We start from the raw sequence: 19858 nt of genomic DNA, 5'->3' as shown, positions 1-19858 counted from the left end.
ATTCATTACTCGCTTTTTTGTTAGGATCACCCTCTAATAGGGCATGATCAAAATTAGATTGATATGGGAATAAAGCTTTGAGCGATCTCTTCAAAAACGCCGTTTTGTGGCTTGTGATACTCGGTGTGCTGATCTTGATTTTCAGCAACATCAGTGACCGCAATAAGCCTGCTGCGATGAACTATTCTGAGTTTGTTGCGGCGGTGAATGCAGGTCAGATTAAACAAGTCACGATTGATGGTGAAAGAATAAGTGGCGAAAAAACCAATGGTTCAGATTTTGAAAGTATCCGCCCAGCGGTTCAAGATCCTGAATTAATGCCTACTCTTATCAAAAATAACGTTGTTGTTGAAGGTACTGCACCTCAACGTCAAGGTTTGTTGATGCAACTTCTTATCGCAAGCTTCCCTGTACTTTTAATCATTTTGTTATTCATGTTCTTTATGCGCAACATGGGTGGTGGTGCAGGCGGTAAAAATGGTCCAATGAGCTTTGGTAAATCAAAAGCTAAAATGCTCTCTGAAGATCAAATTAAAGTGACATTTACCGATGTTGCAGGCTGTGATGAAGCAAAACAAGAAGTTGTCGAAATTGTAGACTTCTTAAAAGACCCAGCAAAATTCAAACGTCTTGGGGCAACAATTCCCAAAGGTGTGTTGATGGTAGGTCCTCCAGGTACAGGTAAAACTTTACTTGCGAAAGCGATTGCGGGTGAAGCAAAAGTACCATTCTTTAGTATTTCGGGTTCTGACTTCGTTGAAATGTTTGTGGGTGTTGGTGCATCTCGTGTACGTGACATGTTCGAACAAGCAAAACGCCATGCGCCTTGTATCATCTTTATTGATGAGATCGATGCGGTAGGTCGTCATCGTGGTTCAGGTACAGGGGGTGGTCACGATGAGCGTGAGCAAACCTTAAACCAAATGCTGGTAGAGATGGATGGCTTTGAAGGTAATGAAGGTATTATTGTGATCGCTGCGACTAACCGTGCAGATGTACTTGATAAAGCCTTACTTCGTCCGGGACGTTTTGACCGTCAAGTTATGGTGGGTCTGCCTGATATTAAGGGGCGTGAGCAAATTCTTAATGTTCACTTGAAAAAACTGCCTTCGGTAACAGGTGTAGACGTTAAAGTGCTTGCACGTGGTACACCAGGCTTCTCAGGTGCGCAATTGGCAAATCTTGTGAATGAGGCTGCGTTATTCGCTGCTCGTCGTAACAAGAACACTGTCGATATGCATGACTTTGAAGATGCAAAGGACAAGATCTACATGGGACCAGAACGTAAGTCGATGGTGATCCGTGAAGAAGAACGTCGTGCGACTGCATACCATGAAGCGGGACATGCGATTGTGGCAGAGATCTTACCAGGTACAGACCCTGTGCATAAAGTAACGATCATGCCACGTGGTTGGGCATTGGGTGTAACTTGGCAGCTTCCTGAACATGACCAAACCAGCCATTACAAAGATAAAATGTTAAATGAGCTTTCTATCTTATTTGGTGGTCGTATTGCAGAAGAAGTTTTCATTAACCAAATGTCGACAGGTGCTTCAAACGACTTTGAGCGTGCAACCAAAATGGCACGCGCAATGGTGACCAAATACGGTATGTCAGACAAAATGGGTGTAATGGTTTACGAAGACGAAAATCAAAACGGATTTTTTGGTAATGTCGGTAGTCGTACCATTTCTGAAGCAACGCAACAAATGGTTGACCAAGAAGTACGTCGTATCTTAGATGAGCAGTATAAAGTTGCACGTGAGATTCTTGAAAATAACAAAGATATTGCACATGCGATGGTGAAAGCATTGCTTGAGTGGGAAACCATTGATCGCGATCAAATACGTGACATTATGGAAGGGCGTGAGCCACAACCACCAAAAGTATATGTTGCAGAAAATCCAGTGATTGATGTAACACCTGCTGATGGTTCTGAAACTCCACCACCATTGCCATCATTACCAAAACTTTAAGTTTAAATGATTAAAATCAAACCACCTTCGGGTGGTTTTTTATGTGTTGAAAATATTTTAAGCTAAAAGCTCACCCTAACTTTATGTTAAAAAGTTAAAATGCGTCTAGAGATGATGAGGATATGTGGTGCTATGCAATTAGTCGCTTTACCAAAACGGATTTTAAAATGTGGTGATCAACAACTAGATTTGTCACAAGCGCATGTCATGGGGATTTTAAATGTAACACCAGACTCATTTAGTGATGGTGGAAAGCATAATGAAGTTGAGCAAGCCGTTGCCTATGCAAAACAAATGATTGCTGATGGTGCGACGGTGATTGATATTGGTGGAGAATCTACACGCCCAGGCGCATCACCTGTATCTGTGGAAGAAGAAATCCGTCGTGTTGTGCCAGTGGTTGAGCAATTGGTAAAAGAAAAGGTGATCATTTCTATTGATACATCACAACCTGAAGTGATTAAAGCCGCTGTTCAAGTGGGTGCGCATATTTGGAATGATGTACGTGCCTTAACTCGCCCAAGAGCGTTAGAAACCGCAGCAGAGCTTAATATTCCTGTCATTATTATGCATATGCGTGGTGAGCCAACCACCATGAATAATTTAGCTCAATATAATGATGTGATTGAAGATGTTATGTCAGAGCTGAATCAACGTGTTGAAGATGCATTGAAGGTTGGTGTACGAGCTGAAAATATTATGATTGATCCAGGTTTTGGTTTTGCTAAAAATGCACAGCAAAATTTAAAACTTTTACAAGAGTTTTATAAGCTTAATGCAATGGGCTATCCGATTCTTTCCGCACTTTCACGTAAAAGATTTATTGGTGAAGCGCTCGGTGGTGCTGATGCACAAAATCGGGCTATTGGTAGTGTTGCTGCACATTTGATGAGTATTCAGCAAGGGGCATGTATGGTGCGTGCACATGATGTGAAAGCAATGCATGATGCAGTTTTGGTATGGCAAGCTACAATGAATGTAGAATAATATTCCGCCAAATCTTATAATTTCTTGTAATAATCATCACACAATGAGAACTAAGTTCTTATTGTGTTTTTTATATTATTGAGAAAAAGGCATTAAAATAAATATAAATTAAATTAAAGTTTTGAAAATTATATGCATTATGTAGTTTACAAAATCACTATAAAATCATGTCAACCAAATTAGAATTGCGTATTGCGAAAATCATGCCTTGTTATAATATAACAATTGAAATGTATCGATATAAATCAAAACAACTACTAATAATTTGAATTGAGGCTTGAGTGATGAAGATGAACTATACAATTTTAGCTGCTTCAATGGTGGCGGTTTTACTTTCAGGATGCTCTAAAAAAACTGAAGAGGCATCTAGTGAGATGGTTTCAACCGATGCAGTAGCAGCGGATGCTGGCTACGAACATGCAACTATAGCAGCGGATGCAAGTGCTGAAGTTGCAGCTTATGGTTCAGCAGAAAATACTGAAAATTATCAAAAAACCGAACAAAATACAGTGAAAAGTGTTGCAAAAGAGCCGATTTCAACATTTAGTGCTGATGTAGACACAGGAAGTTATGCCAATGTGCGTCGCTTCCTTACACAGGATCGTACTTTACCGCCTGTAGATGCTGTGCGTGTTGAGGAATTAATTAATTACTTTAATTATCATTATCCACAACCGACGGGTAGTCATCCATTTTCTATCAATACTGAAACAGTGGACTCACCTTGGCAAGCCAATGCAAAATTGATTCGCATTGGGATTCAAGCCAAAAATATTGATCAAAAAAAGCTTCCTTCTGCAAATTTGGTATTCTTGGTTGACGTATCTGGCAGTATGGATGAGGAGAAAAAGCTACCTTTGGTTAAAAAAACTTTAACGATTTTAACTGAGCAACTACGTCCACAAGATAAAGTCACCTTGATTACTTACTCAGGACATGAAGAAGTGGTGCTAGAACCAACCTCAGGTGAGAATAAAAGTAAAATTTTAAATGCAATCAATGAGCTTTCAGCAAGTGGTTCAACGTCAGGTGAAAGTGCGATTCAAATGGCATATAAAGAAGCGCAAAAATCGTTTATTAAGAACGGGATTAATCGTATTTTAATCGCTACCGATGGCGATTTTAATGTTGGGATTACGGACTTTGACACGTTGAAAAATATGATTGCTGAAAAGCGTAAAACAGGCATCTCATTTACCACTTTGGGATTTGGTCGAGGCAATTATGATGAGCAGCTCATGGAGCAACTGGCAGATGCAGGTGATGGAAATTACAGTTATATCGACAACGAAAATGAAGCCAAAAAAGTGCTTAAACAACAACTCAGCTCAACACTTGCTACAGTTGCACAGGATGTAAAAATTCAAGTCGAGTTTAATCCAGCAACTGTGAAAGAATACCGTTTGATCGGTTATGAAAATCGATTATTACAGCAAGAAGATTTTAATAACGATAAGGTTGATGCGGGCGACATCGGTGCAGGGCATACGGTGACTGCATTGTATGAAATTATTCCAGTCGGGCAAAAAGGATGGTTGGCGGATTCTCGTTATCAAAGCAATACCGCAAAAACGGAGGCGAAAAAAACCGAATATGCCCATTTAAACTTACGTTATAAATTACCAAATACCTCTAAAAGTATTTTATTAACTCAACCGCTAGCAGCAACCTCTAAAACTTTGCCACAAGCAAGTGCTGATACACGGTTTGCACTTGCTGTGGCAAGTTATGGACAGCAGTTAAAAGGCGGTAAATATAACGGCTCAATGGGTTGGAATGATATTTTACAGTTGGCACAATCTGCAAAACAACCTGATGAGTTTGGTTTAAAAATGGAGTTTATTGACTTATTAAAAAAGGCGAAAAGTTTGAGTGCAGATCAACCATCGCCACAACAAATCAATAGGGCTTCTTAATTTTTCAGGGAGAAGTTTGTTGTTTTGTATGCATTATGTTATATAGATGCGCTTATCGAATACTAAATATTAGGTTCATATGTTTAACGATTTACTTCTCCCAATGTTTGACGATGATTATTATCCAGATATTTTAGTTGCTGAAGTCAAACAAATGATCGAAGCATTTGCAAAAAAGATTGCAAAATCAAGCTTAACAGATGATGAGCTTTATCATGTAGCCCATAGTACGGTGGTGGAAATTAATAAAATGAAACCACAGTTTGAAGACCTTGATTCATCTTTGGATGATGCTGCAGCGGATTATATTGCGGAAGCGATGATGATGGTGGCGCAAGATCAAGGTTATATGGATATTGAAATGGAAGAGTTGATTTCAAATAGAGAGTGGTAAGCCGCTCTTTATTTTTTAGCAGTTAAATGTATGTTATGGTTTTTAGTTATACATTTTAGACATAAAAAAACCTGCATAATGCAGGATTTTTTATTGCACCATTTTAAGAAGTATTAAAATGGTGCCCGAGGCCAGACTCGAACTGGCACGCTTTGTGGGCGGGGGATTTTAAATCCCCTGTGTCTACCGATTTCACCACTCGGGCATGAGCGCAATGATAAAGAACAAAATAAAGCTTGGCAAGCGCATTTGTGATTATTTGCTTTCTTTTCAATCAACTCAATGAGGCTTGTTGTAAAAAACAGCAGTTTAAATTTAAAAAATTGAAAACTATCATCATTGTGTCATGAATCTGAGATCAAAAAGCAATATTTGATCTCTAAGTTATAAGAACAAAAAATTAGGGAAAAACAATGTCTAATTCAATTTCACGTCGTAAATTAATACAAAGTACATTGGCAGGTTTTGGAGCTTTATCTTTACCGATCAGTTTAACGGCTTGTGGGGATGATAAAGATAGTAATGTGGTAGAACCTAGTATTAAAGTTGAATTTTTACATGGTGTTGCTAGTGGTGATCCTTTCAAAGACCGTGTGATTTTATGGACACGTTTAACACCGCAAGATACAGCATTGCGTTTAGAGGTTGTTTGGGAAATCGCAAGTGATGAAAAATTCATACATATTGTTAATTCAGGAAAAGTACAAACCTCAAGAGCACAAGATTTTACTGTTAAGGTTGATGCCGATAAATTAAGAGCAAATCAACATTATTATTATCGTTTTAAATTTGGCAATGTGATTTCACCAATTGGGCGTACTAAAACGCTGCCTGAAATGACCCATAAAGTCCAGTTTGCGGTGTGTTCATGCTCGAATTATCCTGCAGGTTATTTCCATGTTTATAAAGAAATGGCAAAACAGGATGTGGATGTAATCATTCATTTGGGGGATTATATTTATGAATACGGGCAGGATGGCTATGCCACAGAAGATGCTGTGAAACTCGGACGTACTTTGGCAGCAGATAATAATAAAGAAATTATAAGTTTAGATGATTATCGCAAACGTTATGCCTTATACCGTGCTGATCTGGATTTACAAGCAGCACATCAGCGTCATCCATTTATTGTGGTGTGGGATGATCATGAGTTGAGTAATGACACTTGGAAGGAGGGTGCTGAAAATCATCAAGACAATGAAGGTAAATTTATTGAACGTAAATTGGCAGCTTTGCAAGCCTATTTTGAATGGATGCCAATTCGTCCTATTTCTGAAAATGATCATTTAAATATCTATCGTCAGTTTAATTTTGGCAGTTTGGTTGAGCTGACCATGTTAGATACACGTATTTTGGCACGTGATCAACAATTAGACTATGCAGACTATATGACGGCAACAGGATTGGACACAAAACGTTTTCAGGCTGATTTAACCAATCCGATGCGGACATTGATGGGTTATACTCAGCGTGACTGGTTGCAAAAGAAATTAGCACAGTCAACAGCAACATGGAGTGTGCTGGGACAACAAGTATTGATGTCTAAAATGCTCATTCCTGCAGAACTGCTAATGTCATTAGCAGCAATCATCAGTGGAAATGTGACTAATGACACTTTGCTGAAAATGAATCAGCAAATCACAGAATTAGTCACAATAAAAATGCGTTTAATGCAAAATGATCCACGTTTGACGGAAGCTGAAAAAGCACGTGTGACTAATGTCGCACCTTATAATCTTGATGCTTGGGATGGTTATTATGCCGAGCGTGAAATTTTATATGGCACTTTAAAAAGCTTGAAAAAGAAAGTGGTGGTACTGGCAGGAGATACCCATAATGCATGGTTCTCAAATTTGCATAGTCAAACAGGGGATTTGCTTGGTGTAGAACTTGCGACCAGTTCGGTGAGTTCGCCAGGCATGGAAAAATACTTGAATATTCCACTGGCGCAGTTGCAGCAGTTTGAAATGGCATTTACCACATTGATTGATGAATTGGCATACACCAATCTAAATCAAAGAGGATATTTGTTAGTGACTTTCACTGAGAAAAATGTGCAAGCGGATTGGATTTTTGTAAATACAATCAAAGATAAACAATATGCAATCGATACACAAAGAAACTACACAGTGGTGATGGATGACAATCTTAGGGTTATGAAAGATGTGGCAAAAATAGCTTAAACCATGCAAATGATTTAAGTGATAATTTTTAGCAAATCACATCAAACTATCCATATATTCGTCCAAGTCGATAAATTTATAAGACTTGGACATTTCATTTTCATATTTTAAAAGTTGTAAATGTAATTCTAAATATTGCGCAAGTTGTGTTTGTGCTTGCTGCGCTTTTACAGAATTTTTGTTTAAATATTTCAACTTTGATTTGGCTTTTAGGGCTTGTTTATATGACCAAAAACAGGCACGACGTACTTGTTGTAATTGGTAATAATCAATATGACTGGTGCTTTCTCTGAACATATTTTCTTTATAAAATTTGACAAAACCAAAACTTAAGGCAAAGAAAAATAAGACACCTTGTAAGAACATACTTTGAATAAAAGCAATATTTAGGCTTTGTAGAATAATCATAACCGCAAGTTTAAGTGGGATATTTTTAAATTGTTGATAAAGATGCGTGGAACTGTGTTTAATTTGCTTAATGATTATGGGTACGATCAACATGAAAAATAACATGATAATCAGTATGGCAATCCCTTTGGCTTGTGTAGCATCAAATTGTTGAAAATGAGTTGCTATATAATTTCCTAATACAAAATCAATGCTGACAAAAATCATAACAGCAAGCACCCAAGGAATAAATTCACGCAATTCATCCAAAATTCCTTTGGTTTTTATTTGACTATAAAACAAATAATTACGTTTAAATGCCTGAGGGTATTTTTTCTGCAATTGCTGTAAATAAATAGAAACTTGTTGGGATGTGCGCATATTCGTCAGTAGGGAAATGTAGTGAATTCACTACACAGCCTTATCAAACCACAAAATTTAAAAATTACAACATTGTACGTGTTGAGTGGAAAGTTGGGCAAGGGATTGATGAAAATTTACTTATTTTGATTATTATTGGTCCCAGGTGTAAGAGATTAAACATGGGGTAATGAATTTTAGGCATAAAAAAACCAGCTGATCGCTGGAAATTTTATTGCACCATTTTAAGAAGTATTAAAATGGTGCCCGAGGCCAGACTCGAACTGGCACGCTTTGTGGGCGGGGGATTTTAAATCCCCTGTGTCTACCGATTTCACCACTCGGGCTAAACAAGATTGGAGGCGGAGGTCGGAATCGAACCGGCGTACACGGAGTTGCAGTCCGCTGCATGACCACTCTGCCACCCCGCCATCTCTTGGTGATGCACATATTAGCAATCTTTGAAAAAAAAACAATACTTATCAGAATGTATATGCACATAATTTCGGCATATAGAATAAAATAGTCAAAATAATCATGTATTATGTGCGAAATTGATTCAGATCAACATTGGAGATGTGCCGTGGCATTAGTTTTAGATGGTCGTGCATTGGCAAAACAAATTGAAGCTGACTTGTTAATACGTGTAGAAGCGTTAAAAGCAAAAACAGGTCGTACCCCAATTCTAGCAACGATTTTAGTGGGGGATGATGGTGCATCTGCAACATATGTGCGTATGAAAGGGAATGCGTGTCGTCGTGTTGGTATGGATTCTTTAAAAGTTGAATTACCAACAGAAACGACGACTGAGCAATTGTTGGCTGAAATTGAAAAATTAAATGCTAATCCTGATGTACATGGCATTCTTTTACAACACCCAGTACCTGCGCAAATTGATGAACGTGCCTGCTTCGATGCAATTTCATTGGCAAAGGATGTGGATGGGGTAACTTGTCTTGGTTTTGGTCGTATGGCAATGGGTGAGGCTGCATATGGTTCAGCGACGCCCGCCGGCATCATGACGATTTTAAAAGAAAATAATATTGAAATTGCTGGTAAGCATGCGGTTGTCGTCGGTCGTTCAGCAATTTTAGGCAAACCCATGGCAGCAATGTTACTTGAAGCGAATGCCACTGTGACGATTTGTCATAGCCGTACTCAAGATTTAGCAAGCTTTGTGAAGCAAGCGGATATTCTTGTAGGGGCGGTAGGTAAAGCTGAATTGATCCAAAAAGATTGGATTAAGCCAGGCGCTGTAGTGGTTGATGCTGGTTTCCATCCACGTGATGGCGGTGGTGTTGGCGATATTCAGCTTGTAGGTATCGAAGAAATTGCTTCTGCTTATACACCTGTACCGGGTGGTGTAGGACCGATGACGATTACTACGTTAATTCGTCAGACTGTTGAGGCGGCTGAGAAAGAATTGGGTTAATGCTTTTGCTCCTTCTCCCTTAGGGATGAGAAGCATGGCTTTGCAAGGGGATGGGGAGAGCTTATCCCTTTGTAGCAGTGCTACTCATCTCCTGAAAGGAGAGGGGACTCTCAACATTAAAATGAATTAAAAGAAACTATGAGCTGTACATTTCAATTTCCAAAAGCCCCACAACACCTACTAGAAGCTTTGCATGAAGTCATTCCGTACTGTGAATTACATGCTCAGCAATTACCAGATACACCAATTTCCCTATGGTTAATTCCGCCTGTATTTCCAACAGATCGTTTGGATGATGAAGTCATTCGTCGAATATGGAATGATACGCCGTATTGGATCTTCTGCTGGGCATCAGGTTTGGCTATGGCGCAATGGTTACTTGCAGAACCACATCATGTTAAAGATAAAGTAGTGCTGGATTTTGGCGCAGGCTCAGGTGTGGTTGCTATTGCGGCAAAACTAGCAGGGGCGAAACGTGTAATTTGTTGCGATATTGATCAAGTGAGCTTAAATGCTTGTCGTGAAAATGCTGTACTAAATAATGTCGAACTTGAATATTTAGATGATCTATATAAAGCCGAGCAAGTGGATGTTTTACTCGCAGCCGATGTTTTATATGATCAATGCAACCGTTTTTTCTTGGATGAGTTTTTAAAATTTGCCCCTGAAGTGTGGGTAGCAGACAGTCGGGTGAAAAATTTTAGTCATCCACACTATCAAAAGTTGGATGAACGTAGTGCGACGACTTGGCCTGATTTGGATGAAGCCAAGGAGTTTCGTAATGTAAGTTTCTATAAGACGCTATAAAAAGCGTCTTATTTTATTGATTAAAAACCATTTAAAAAATTACGAACAAGTATAGCGGACCACATGTAATGTACTTGGGCGAGTTTCAAGCGCTTGACGTGTCGCATAGTTTTCACTGCTATTTACGCTTTGCGTGTTGGATAAACCTACTGAAGTACGTGAATGTCCTAGTTGAACCCCATATTGCTCATCAGGAATTGCAGCAGGATTGGCAATTTCATTAATACTCAACACAGAAATTTTATAGGTTTTGTTCGCACCTAAAACTTTTTGACATGCACGTTGCAGTTTGTTGGCATCTAATTGTTGGTTTGCTCGTCCTGCTAAAGTATATGCAAGCGTTACAGTGTCGGCTGTTTGATTTTCAATTTGATAACCCGTTACGCCGTTGTATTGACGAGGTGTGGTTTGACAAGCGCTTAACCCTAAAATAACGAATCCTAAACCTAATAATCCAATTTTTTTCATCTTTAGTACGTTCCACACGATTGTTGTTTTAAGTATGCCATAGCTCTAAAGATTAAACGATGACTGATTTGCCTATTCCTAAAATAGCTTTGCTAAAACTAAATTACAAAAAAAGTGCAGCTATATATTGAGTATGTAAAAAACAAAATAAGAATATTTAATTGCTTATCAATAGTTAAGCAATATTCATTTTGATCTTTATAAAGAATAACAGTCATCAAGCAGACACTGAGTAGTAATTTAATAGATGAAAATTATCCTTTTTATATGCCATATTTTTGAAACTTAATGTTATAAATTGGGATAGGTTGACTTGGTTGTGAACACATCTAAGTGATGGATAAAGTAGTTTTGTCATAGGAGTTAAACTGATACTTCATAAAACTGCTGTATTTTACAGAATGCTGAGTAGTGTATAAATCATCTAAATATAGGTTCAGTTTAATCAAATATCTGATTTCAAATAACAACTATAACTATCATCAAAAGAGGGAGCGGTATGCAAGAGCATTTAACAGTATATGATGTCTGTGTGATTGGTGGTGGTATTAATGGCGTAGGCATCGCAGCCGATGCAGCAGGGCGAGGTTTGTCTGTATTTTTATGTGAAAAAGATGATTTGGCTAGCCATACTTCTTCAGCAAGTAGTAAGCTGATTCATGGTGGGTTACGTTATTTAGAGCATAAAGAGTTTCGTTTAGTTCGAGAAGCTTTATTGGAACGTGAAATTTTATTGGTGAAAGCACCACATATTATTCGCCCTTTACGTTTTATCATGCCACATCAGCCGCATTTAAGACCTGCGTGGTTGATTCGTACAGGTTTATTCTTTTATGACCATTTAGGTAAAAGAGAGCGATTGGCAGGTTCTAGTCATGTGAAATTTCAGGCAGAAAATAGCCCACTCAAAAATGAAATTATGCAAGGTTTTGAATATTCAGATTGTGCTGTAGATGATAGTCGCTTAGTGATTTTGAATGCGTTACAAGCCAAAGAAAAAGGTGCAAAAATTATAACACGTAGTTATTGTCGTGCTGTGACTCAAGAAAATGGAATATGGAGGGTTGAAATAGAAAATGCGAAAGGCTGTTATACCATTCAAGCCAAAGTTTTAGTGAATGCAACGGGAGCTTGGGTAACGCAATTTTTAAAAAATACGGCACAGGTTGCATCTGAATATGCCATTCGCATGATTCAGGGCAGTCATATTATTGTGCCGAAAATGTATCCTGAAGATAAAGCCTTTATCATGCAAAATGATGATCAACGCATTGTTTTTGCAATTCCATATTTGAATAAGTTTACTTTAATTGGTACCACAGATCGAGAATACCAAGCAGATCCAAATCATGTTGAAATCACACAACATGAAATCGACTATTTGCTGGATGTGTGTAATGATCATTTCAAAAAACAACTGACACAAGCGGATATTTTATATACCTTTTCAGGTGTGCGAGCACTTTGTAATGATGATTCTGATCAAGCCTCTACAGTCACACGAGATTATACTTTGACGCTGAATCATGATGTTGATCAAGCACCTTTATTATCCGTTTTTGGTGGGAAAATTACCACTTATCGTAAGTTGGCTGAGTCAGCTCTAGAAAAAATTCAACCATTTTTTAAGGATGTCGGTAAAAAATGGACTGAAAAAGCGGTATTGCCTGGTGCTGAAAATTTACATTCAGTAGATGCCTTAGTAGAACAAATTTTAGTCAGAATTAAAGCTGTCCAACTTGAAACGGCAGTGCGTTGGGCGCATGCTTATGGCACTCGTATTTGGAAAATATTGGAAAATATCAGCCATGTTCAAGCGTTAGGGCAAGATTTTGGTTATGGTTTATATGCGCAAGAAGTGGATTATTTGGTTGAGCATGAATGGGCGATCAGTAGTGAAGATATTTTAAAACGTAGAACAAAATTATATTTAGAATTTGATACTGAACAGGTTCAAATATTAGATGCATACTTGCTGGCATTACATGAACGAAGATTGCAAAAAGATGTAGCTTAATTATAGTGATCATTAAGGTCAGCATCACTGACCTTAATGAAGGTTATTAATTGGTCGTTTATGGGTGTGGGTGTCTAGCTAAAAGTAAAGCATAGGGGGGTACTAGAACATTAAATTGCTGTTCCGCCTAGTGCTTTACAATCAAATGCAGTATTAATTTTCACCATTGTTCCCATCCCGACAGGACGTACAATTCGCCAAGGCCAAAAGCCAAAACGTTGGCTTACTGTATAGTTAATCACAGCGTTGGCTTGATATTTATCAGCGACTTCATGTAAACGTGGATATAAGTCAGTAAAACCTCCATAAGTACCTTTGCCGACTTTAATTTTTTTAATTGTTTTAAATTCTACTGAGGGTGTGCCATTAAATAAACACAGTGATGACTGCGTGGTTAGTGGCGTGTTTTCATTTGCAAAAGCAAGATTAGAACAAAGTGCTAGGCTGAGACTGATGAATACAACTTTTTTCATTGTGATCCCCATTAAAAATGTTGTTTGAATAATTTATAGGTGTTTCATCTATATGAAAAAAGACCGCACTTGGCGGTCTTTTTTCACTTAATCTTTTAAATTAAGCAGATTTTTTCACAGCTTCTAAAAGTTCGTCTTGACGAGCTTTAAGTGCTTTAGGTAAGCGATCACCTAATTTATTAAATAATTCAGTATGGCTTTCAAGTTCTTTGATCCACTGATCTTTGTCTTGTGAAGTTACTAGATCAAACTGTTCTTTGGTAAAGTCAGAACCCGTCCAGTTTAATTGCTCATAGGTTGGAACACGACCGATTGGAGTATCTACAGCAGTTGCACGACCTTCACAACGGTCAATGATCCACTCTAAAACACGCATGTTTTGACCGAAACCAGGCCATACAAAATTACCTTCCGCATCACGACGGAACCAGTTCACATTATAGATGCCTGGTAACTTGTTGCCATGGGCAGCAGCTTTTGCAGCTACTTCTTCACCAAGTTCTAACCAGTGAGAGAAGTAGTCAGCCATGTTATAGCCAGCAAATGGAAGCATCGCAAATGGGTCACGACGAACAACACCTTGTTGACCAACAGCTGCAGCAGTTGTTTCAGAACCCATTGTTGCTGCTTTATATACACCGTCAACCCAGTCAAATGCTTCTGAGATTAAAGGTACTGTATCCGCACGGCGACCACCGAAGATGAACGCAGAAATTGGAACACCTGCTGGATTTTCCCAGTCAGCATCGATAGAAGGGCATTGACCTGCAGCAACTGTGAAGCGAGCGTTTGGATGTGCTGCTTTTTCTTCGCCAGTGTGTGGTTGACCTTTCCAGTTAGTAAGGTTAGCAGGTGCTTCTTTAGAAAGACCTTCCCACCACACTTCACCATTGTCTGTTACCGCAACGTTTGTATAGATCACGTCTTTATGAAGTGTTGCCATACAGTTTGGATTGGTCTTGGTATTTGTACCTGGTGCCACACCGAAGAAGCCAGCCTCAGGGTTAATTGCATATAAGCGACCATCTTCACCTGGCTTGATCCAAGCAATATCATCACCTACAGTTTCAATTTTCCAGCCTTCATAACCTGCTGGTGGAATTAACATCGCAAAGTTAGTCTTACCACATGCAGATGGGAATGCCGCAGCGATATAGTGTTTTTCACCTTGTGGATTTGTTACACCAAGGATCAGCATATGTTCTGCTAGCCAACCTTGTTGACGACCCATAGAAGAGGCAATACGTAACGCTAAGCACTTTTTACCTAATAATGCATTACCGCCGTAACCTGAACCATAAGACCAGATTTCACGTGTTTCTGGGTAATGCACAATATATTTCTCAGCATTACATGGCCAAGCAACGTCTTTTTGACCTTCTTCTAAAGGTGCGCCTACAGTATGTACACAAGGTACATATTCACCGTCAGTGCCTAAAACATCGTAAACAGCTTTACCCATGCGAGCCATTTTACGCATGCTTACAGCAACATACGGAGAGTCTGTTAGTTCGATACCGATATGTGCAATGTGCGAACCAAGTGGACCCATAGAGAATGGAACCACATACATAGTACGACCTTTCATTGCACCATCAAACAAACCGTTTAAGCGAGCACGCATTTCAGCGGGAGCTTCCCAGTTGTTTGTCGCACCAGCATCTTCTTTGTTTTCAGAGCAGATAAAAGTACGACCTTCAACACGTGCTACGTCAGAAGGATCAGAATTCGCTAAATAAGAGCCTGGATGTTTTTCTTGATTTAATGCTTGCATAGTGCCGTTAGCGATCATCAAGTCGATATAACGTTGATTCTCTTCTTCGCTTCCGTCACACCATTCAATTTTTGCAGGTTTGGTTAATTTAGCAATTTCTTCAACCCATGCAATGAGCTTGGGATGACGAACGAATTCTGGTGCGTTCACTTGGGTCATGGTGAGGCCTATCTCAAAAGTGTACAATTGTGCTGTACAAAATAAAATCTAAATGAAGGGTGCTTCATTGAGATTTAAGTATGAAAAAAAGTGGCTGTATTAAAGCATATATTCATAAAAAAAATAAGACTAAAGCCGTAAAAGATACTAAATGTAATATTTTATATAAGTTATTGATAATTTTATAAATGTAGTTATTTTTGTGGTTAATATAAGCATATCAAGCAGTTTAATGTATGTTATTTTTTATAAAAATAATATTATTAATCAAAGTTTAATTCTAAAAACTTGATTAAGAATGATTATTGATTAAATAAATGGCATTAATTCAAATTTTACATAAAGGTACTTTTAAATGTCTAAAAAAACGTCAAAAATAAAGAGGTTACTCTAAAAATAAACTCTTTATGAACACTCAATTAAAGCCATTGTCGCTTATTTACAATGAAAAATCAGGATTTCATGCCACTAAAAAAGATGAAGTCTATGAGCAGTTAATGACGATTTGGACGAAACATGGATATGAAATTCAGGTTTTTGATATCGCTTCAACAGCAAATATTAAACAACTGATGACCGCAGTATTTCAACGTCATCAAAAATATACCAATCAAGGCGTGGTGGTGGCTGCAGGAGGGGACGGGACTTTAAATGCAGTTGCTTCAGAATTGTTGCATCAAGAGATTCCCATGGGCATTCTTCCCCTAGGAACATTTAATTATGTTGCACGTGTTTTGAATATTCCTTTGGATATTTTACAAGCGGCTGAGGTGATCGCAACTGGACAGATTCGTGCTGTGCATGTGGCATGTATTAATGAATATATTTATCTAAATAACGCAAGTTTAGGACTTTATCCTTTATTTATTAAAAAACGAGAAATTTACAATAAAAAGTGGGGGAGATTTCCTTTAAATGCCTATACTTCAGGGCTCGATGTACTGATCCGTGACCGCAAAGAGTTAAAATTACAAGTTGAAGTTGATGGTAAACTTTATCCTGTCAAAACACCGTTAATTTTCTTTGGTAATAATCAATTACAGCTACAAGAAATGAAACTTAAAATCGCCAAATGTGCGGAAATCGGTTTGGTTGCAGGGGTAGTCATTGCCAAAGGAGATAAGCTCACATTATTTAAGACATTGTTCCAAACGATACGTGGACATTTAGAAAAAGCGGCAGATGTTTATAGCTTTAGTGCTGAAAATGTGAAAGTGTATTCAGCGAAACCAAAACTTACAGTGGCTTTAGATGGTGAAATTGTAGAGATGAGAACACCCTTAAAATTACATGTTGAGAAAAATGCTTTAAATATCATGGTGCCAAATGTTATTACATCTGTCTGATTTGCACTTTGGAACAGAAAGACAAGCATGTATGCGAGCGATACAAGATTTTTGTGCGACCCATCAGCCAGAGGTTGTGGTGGTCAGTGGCGATCTTACACAGCGTGCAAAATTAAGTGAATTTTATCATTGTAAGCAGTTTTTAGAATCATTAAACACGCCTTATTTAGTCATTCCAGGCAACCATGACATTCCTTTGTATCATATTTGGAAAAGAGCATTTCGACCTTTTACTTTATATCAGCTTTTTTTTGGTAGTTTAGAAAAAACCTTAATTACTGAACATTTTTATATTGTTGGGGTAAATAGTATCCGTCGACGTTATCACACGCGTGGTCATGTATCTTTGGAGCAAATCCAAAAAGTTGCAAAGCTCCTTGAACTTGCACCGAAAAATAAATTAAAAATTATTGCTGTGCATCAGCCTTTTTACATTGCAGAAGAGAGTAAACATGCCAAGGACTGCCCCGTTTTGGCTGTCTTAGCGGCAAAAAAATGGGGGGCACAGGGGGCGTATGCCTTGTTGCATGGGCATTTACATAATGCAGCGGTAAATGATTTAAATCCGATTCTAAATTTAAATTTACCAAATCCTCTATATGATGTGATTGCAGGAACAGCAATTTCTGAGCGTTTGCATGGACAAAGTCCAAATGGGTTTAATGTTGTGCATGTGGATGGTCGTTTTGAACATTTTTTATTTGATGAAAACTCACAAAGTTTTGTCGTAGCCACAAAGTAAGTGAAGAATTTGTTTTATTTGAGTAAAAAATAGACGAAATAAATAATATTTTTTGTATTTCCCCTTGAAGCGTTTTTTTCAATCCCCACAAAAGTGTCATATCAAAATTTTGTTGATGACCGAGGAATAAGAAGTCATCTTCGCATCGTAATCAATGACATTGCTAAAATGTCGATGGAGTTATAAATGAGCAATATTCGTCCTTTACATGATAACGTTGTGATTCGCCGTGTAGAAAAGGAAACTAAGACTGCAGGCGGTTTGATCTTGAGTACTTCTGCTGCTGAACAGCCAGCACAGGGTGAAGTGATTGCTGTCGGTAATGGTAAAATTACTGACAATGGCGTTCGTGCTTTAGATGTAAAAGTAGGTGATAACGTATTGTTTGGTGCTTATGCGGGTACAAAAGTAAAAGTTGATGGTGAAGAGCTTCTAGTAATGAAAGAATCTGATATTTTAGCGGTATTAGAAGGCTAATACAGATTTTTGATATCTGATAATTGATTGTAAAAATTAAGAATATTTGGAGTTAAACATGTCAGCTAAAGACGTAAAATTTGGTGATTCAGCGCGTTCAAAAATGATCGCAGGTGTAAATACGCTTGCAGATGCGGTTAAAGTAACTTTAGGTCCTAAAGGTCGTAACGTAGTGATCGACCGTTCTTTTGGTGCGCCACACATCACTAAAGATGGTGTAACTGTTGCAAAAGAAATTTCTTTGAAAGACAAATTTGAAAATATGGGTGCACAATTGGTTCGTGAAGTTTCTTCAAAAACCAATGATATTGCAGGTGACGGTACAACAACTGCAACTGTATTAGCGCAAGCAATTTTAAATGAAGGGATCAAATCTGTAACAGCAGGTATGAACCCAATGGATTTAAAACGCGGGATCGACCTTGCAGTACGTGCTGTTGTTGAAAATATCAAAGCAACGGCTAAACCTGCTTCAGATACGAAAGCAATCGAGCAAGTCGGTTCGATTTCTGCAAACTCTGATGAAACAGTGGGTAAACTCATTGCACAAGCAATGGAACGCGTGGGTAAAGAAGGCGTGATCACTGTTGAAGAAGGTTCGGGCTTTGAAGATGCGCTTGATGTTGTTGAAGGTATGCAGTTTGATCGTGGTTATATCAGCCCATATTTTGCAAACAAACAAGATACTTTAACTGCTGAACTTGAAAATCCATTCATTTTGCTTGTTGATAAAAAAGTTAGCAATATCCGTGAATTGATTACTGTTCTTGAAGCAGTTGCAAAAACGGGTAAACCACTTTTAATCATCGCTGAAGATGTTGAAGGCGAAGCACTGGCTACACTTGTGGTAAACAACATGCGTGGCATCATTAAAGTGTGTGCAGTAAAAGCGCCAGGTTTTGGTGACCGCCGTAAAGCGATGCTTCAAGATATTGCGATCTTAACGGGTGCGACAGTGATTTCTGAAGAAGTAGGCATGACCTTAGAGCAAGCAACACTTCAAGACTTAGGTACAGCACATAAAGTAACTGTTTCTAAAGAAAATACTGTGATTGTCGATGGTGCAGGTGATGCAGCGCAAATCGCTGAACGTGTAACACAAATCCGCGCGCAAATCGAAGAATCAACTTCAGAATACGACAAAGAAAAACTTCAAGAACGTGTTGCTAAACTAGCAGGCGGTGTTGCAGTGATCAAAATCGGTGCTGCGACTGAAGTTGAAATGAAAGAGAAGAAAGACCGTGTTGACGATGCGCTTCATGCAACACGTGCGGCAGTTGAAGAAGGTGTTGTTGCTGGTGGTGGTGTTGCGTTAGTACGTGCTGCTGCTGCACTTGAAGGTGTGACTGGTGCAAATGATGACCAAAATGTAGGTATTAACATTTTACGTCGTGCTATCGAAGCACCTTTACGTCAAATTGTTTCAAATGCAGGTGATGAACCTTCAGTGGTGATCAACGCGGTGAAAAATGGCGAAGGTAACTTCGGTTATAATGCCGCAACTTCACAGTACGGTGATATGCTTGAAATGGGTATTCTTGACCCTGCAAAAGTAACGCGTTCTGCACTTGAACATGCTGCATCTGTAGCAGGTTTGATGCTCACTACTGAATGTATGATTACTGAAATCCCAGAAGATAAACCTGCAATGCCTGATATGGGCGGCATGGGTGGTATGGGCGGTATGATGTAATTTATATCTTTCCGACTATAAGAAATCCTCGCTTTATGCGAGGATTTTTTTACTTAAATATTGAGATAAATCAAACTTTGATTTAATATATGTAGTGAATTTTTATAAAATTGTAAATCAAACAATAAACAATAATATTTGGAGAAACTTTGAGCTTATTTACAACATCCGAAGAGGAATCGAAAGCTTATATTCAGGTAAGTGAACTAAAGTATTTATACGCTAAAATACAAGAATACCAAAAGGAAATTAGAAAACTCACCAAGG

General features: G+C 38.4%; 16 protein-coding genes and 3 tRNA genes. 12 read left to right on the top strand and 7 right to left on the bottom strand.

Features of this window, described 5'->3' with window-relative positions; translation table 11 throughout:
• The first annotated feature begins 77 nt into the window (after nt 1–77).
• The 4 genes from ftsH (at nt 78) to DJ533_RS14135 (ending at nt 5273) form a co-directional block, all read left to right on the top strand.
• Nucleotides 78–1976, top strand: a complete 1899-nt coding sequence (gene ftsH / locus DJ533_RS14150) for an ATP-dependent zinc metalloprotease FtsH (protein ID WP_065994676.1) — start codon at nt 78–80, stop codon at nt 1974–1976.
• 132 nt (nt 1977–2108) lie between these two features.
• A complete protein-coding gene (gene folP, locus DJ533_RS14145) occupies nt 2109–2963 on the top strand; it encodes a dihydropteroate synthase (RefSeq protein WP_065994675.1) in 855 nt (284 codons plus the stop codon).
• Between the two features lie 284 nt (nt 2964–3247).
• On the top strand, nt 3248–4879 hold the full coding sequence (locus DJ533_RS14140) for a vWA domain-containing protein (protein ID WP_065994674.1): 1632 nt from the start codon (nt 3248–3250) through the stop codon (nt 4877–4879).
• Nucleotides 4880–4958: 79 nt separating this feature from the next.
• Nucleotides 4959–5273: a DUF5713 family protein gene (locus DJ533_RS14135; protein WP_065994673.1), complete on the top strand. Its 315-nt coding sequence runs from the start codon at nt 4959–4961 to the stop codon at nt 5271–5273.
• Nucleotides 5274–5392: 119 nt separating this feature from the next.
• Here the strand turns inward: DJ533_RS14135 and DJ533_RS14130 are convergent.
• Nucleotides 5393–5478: transfer RNA gene (locus DJ533_RS14130), tRNA-Leu, on the bottom strand.
• Between the two features lie 208 nt (nt 5479–5686).
• Between DJ533_RS14130 and DJ533_RS14125 the strand changes: the two genes are divergently transcribed.
• The gene (locus tag DJ533_RS14125; protein ID WP_065994672.1) at nt 5687–7456 is read left to right on the top strand and encodes an alkaline phosphatase D family protein; all 1770 of its coding nucleotides are present in this window, start codon (nt 5687–5689) and stop codon (nt 7454–7456) included.
• 36 nt (nt 7457–7492) lie between these two features.
• Here DJ533_RS14125 and DJ533_RS14120 read toward each other — a convergent pair whose 3' ends face one another.
• From DJ533_RS14120 to DJ533_RS14110, 3 genes are all read right to left on the bottom strand, one after another.
• The gene (locus DJ533_RS14120; protein WP_065994671.1) at nt 7493–8224 is read right to left on the bottom strand and encodes a hypothetical protein; all 732 of its coding nucleotides are present in this window, start codon (nt 8222–8224) and stop codon (nt 7493–7495) included.
• Between the two features lie 240 nt (nt 8225–8464).
• Nucleotides 8465–8550 (bottom strand) — tRNA-Leu (locus tag DJ533_RS14115).
• 10 nt (nt 8551–8560) lie between these two features.
• Nucleotides 8561–8634: transfer RNA gene (locus DJ533_RS14110), tRNA-Cys, on the bottom strand.
• Nucleotides 8635–8786: 152 nt separating this feature from the next.
• On the opposite strand from DJ533_RS14110, the gene folD reads away from it, so the two are divergent.
• Entirely contained in the window at nt 8787–9635 is an 849-nt protein-coding gene (gene folD / locus DJ533_RS14105; protein ID WP_065994670.1) for a bifunctional methylenetetrahydrofolate dehydrogenase/methenyltetrahydrofolate cyclohydrolase FolD, read from the top strand.
• Nucleotides 9636–9773: 138 nt separating this feature from the next.
• The gene (locus tag DJ533_RS14100) at nt 9774–10442 is read left to right on the top strand and encodes a class I SAM-dependent methyltransferase (RefSeq protein ID WP_065994669.1); all 669 of its coding nucleotides are present in this window, start codon (nt 9774–9776) and stop codon (nt 10440–10442) included.
• A 39-nt stretch (nt 10443–10481) separates the two neighbouring features.
• Here DJ533_RS14100 and DJ533_RS14095 read toward each other — a convergent pair whose 3' ends face one another.
• Nucleotides 10482–10910: a hypothetical protein gene (locus DJ533_RS14095; RefSeq protein WP_065994668.1), complete on the bottom strand. Its 429-nt coding sequence runs from the start codon at nt 10908–10910 to the stop codon at nt 10482–10484.
• A 499-nt stretch (nt 10911–11409) separates the two neighbouring features.
• Here DJ533_RS14095 and glpD point away from each other — a divergent pair, with 499 nt between their 5' ends.
• On the top strand, nt 11410–12927 hold the full coding sequence (gene glpD, locus DJ533_RS14090; RefSeq protein WP_065994667.1) for a glycerol-3-phosphate dehydrogenase: 1518 nt from the start codon (nt 11410–11412) through the stop codon (nt 12925–12927).
• A gap of 110 nt (nt 12928–13037) precedes the next feature.
• Here glpD and DJ533_RS14085 read toward each other — a convergent pair whose 3' ends face one another.
• Together DJ533_RS14085 and DJ533_RS14080 are read right to left on the bottom strand one after the other, a co-directional pair.
• A complete protein-coding gene (locus DJ533_RS14085; protein ID WP_065994666.1) occupies nt 13038–13400 on the bottom strand; it encodes a hypothetical protein in 363 nt (120 codons plus the stop codon).
• Nucleotides 13401–13500: 100 nt separating this feature from the next.
• Entirely contained in the window at nt 13501–15333 is a 1833-nt protein-coding gene (locus tag DJ533_RS14080; RefSeq protein ID WP_065994665.1) for a phosphoenolpyruvate carboxykinase (GTP), read from the bottom strand.
• A gap of 407 nt (nt 15334–15740) precedes the next feature.
• Between DJ533_RS14080 and DJ533_RS14075 the strand changes: the two genes are divergently transcribed.
• The 4 genes from DJ533_RS14075 (at nt 15741) to groL (ending at nt 19591) form a co-directional block, all read left to right on the top strand.
• Nucleotides 15741–16679, top strand: a complete 939-nt coding sequence (locus tag DJ533_RS14075) for a diacylglycerol/lipid kinase family protein (protein ID WP_065994664.1) — start codon at nt 15741–15743, stop codon at nt 16677–16679.
• Nucleotides 16660–17421 (top strand): metallophosphoesterase family protein, encoded by a 762-nt coding sequence (locus DJ533_RS14070; RefSeq protein WP_065994663.1) that lies wholly within the window; start codon nt 16660–16662, stop codon nt 17419–17421. The genes DJ533_RS14075 and DJ533_RS14070 overlap by 20 nt, the downstream gene beginning before the upstream one ends.
• A 186-nt stretch (nt 17422–17607) precedes the next feature.
• Complete coding sequence (locus DJ533_RS14065; RefSeq protein WP_065994662.1) at nt 17608–17898, top strand: co-chaperone GroES; 291 nt, start codon at nt 17608–17610, stop codon at nt 17896–17898.
• A gap of 58 nt (nt 17899–17956) precedes the next feature.
• The gene (groL, locus tag DJ533_RS14060; protein WP_065994661.1) at nt 17957–19591 is read left to right on the top strand and encodes a chaperonin GroEL; all 1635 of its coding nucleotides are present in this window, start codon (nt 17957–17959) and stop codon (nt 19589–19591) included.
• Nucleotides 19592–19858 lie beyond the last annotated feature (267 nt).

Origin of the sequence: Acinetobacter defluvii (assembly GCF_001704615.3) — a bacterium.
GTDB classification, from domain to species: domain Bacteria; phylum Pseudomonadota; class Gammaproteobacteria; order Pseudomonadales; family Moraxellaceae; genus Acinetobacter; species Acinetobacter defluvii.
The sequence above is the reverse complement of the archived record's forward strand: the minus strand, read 5'-3'. Positions and strand labels throughout refer to the sequence as shown.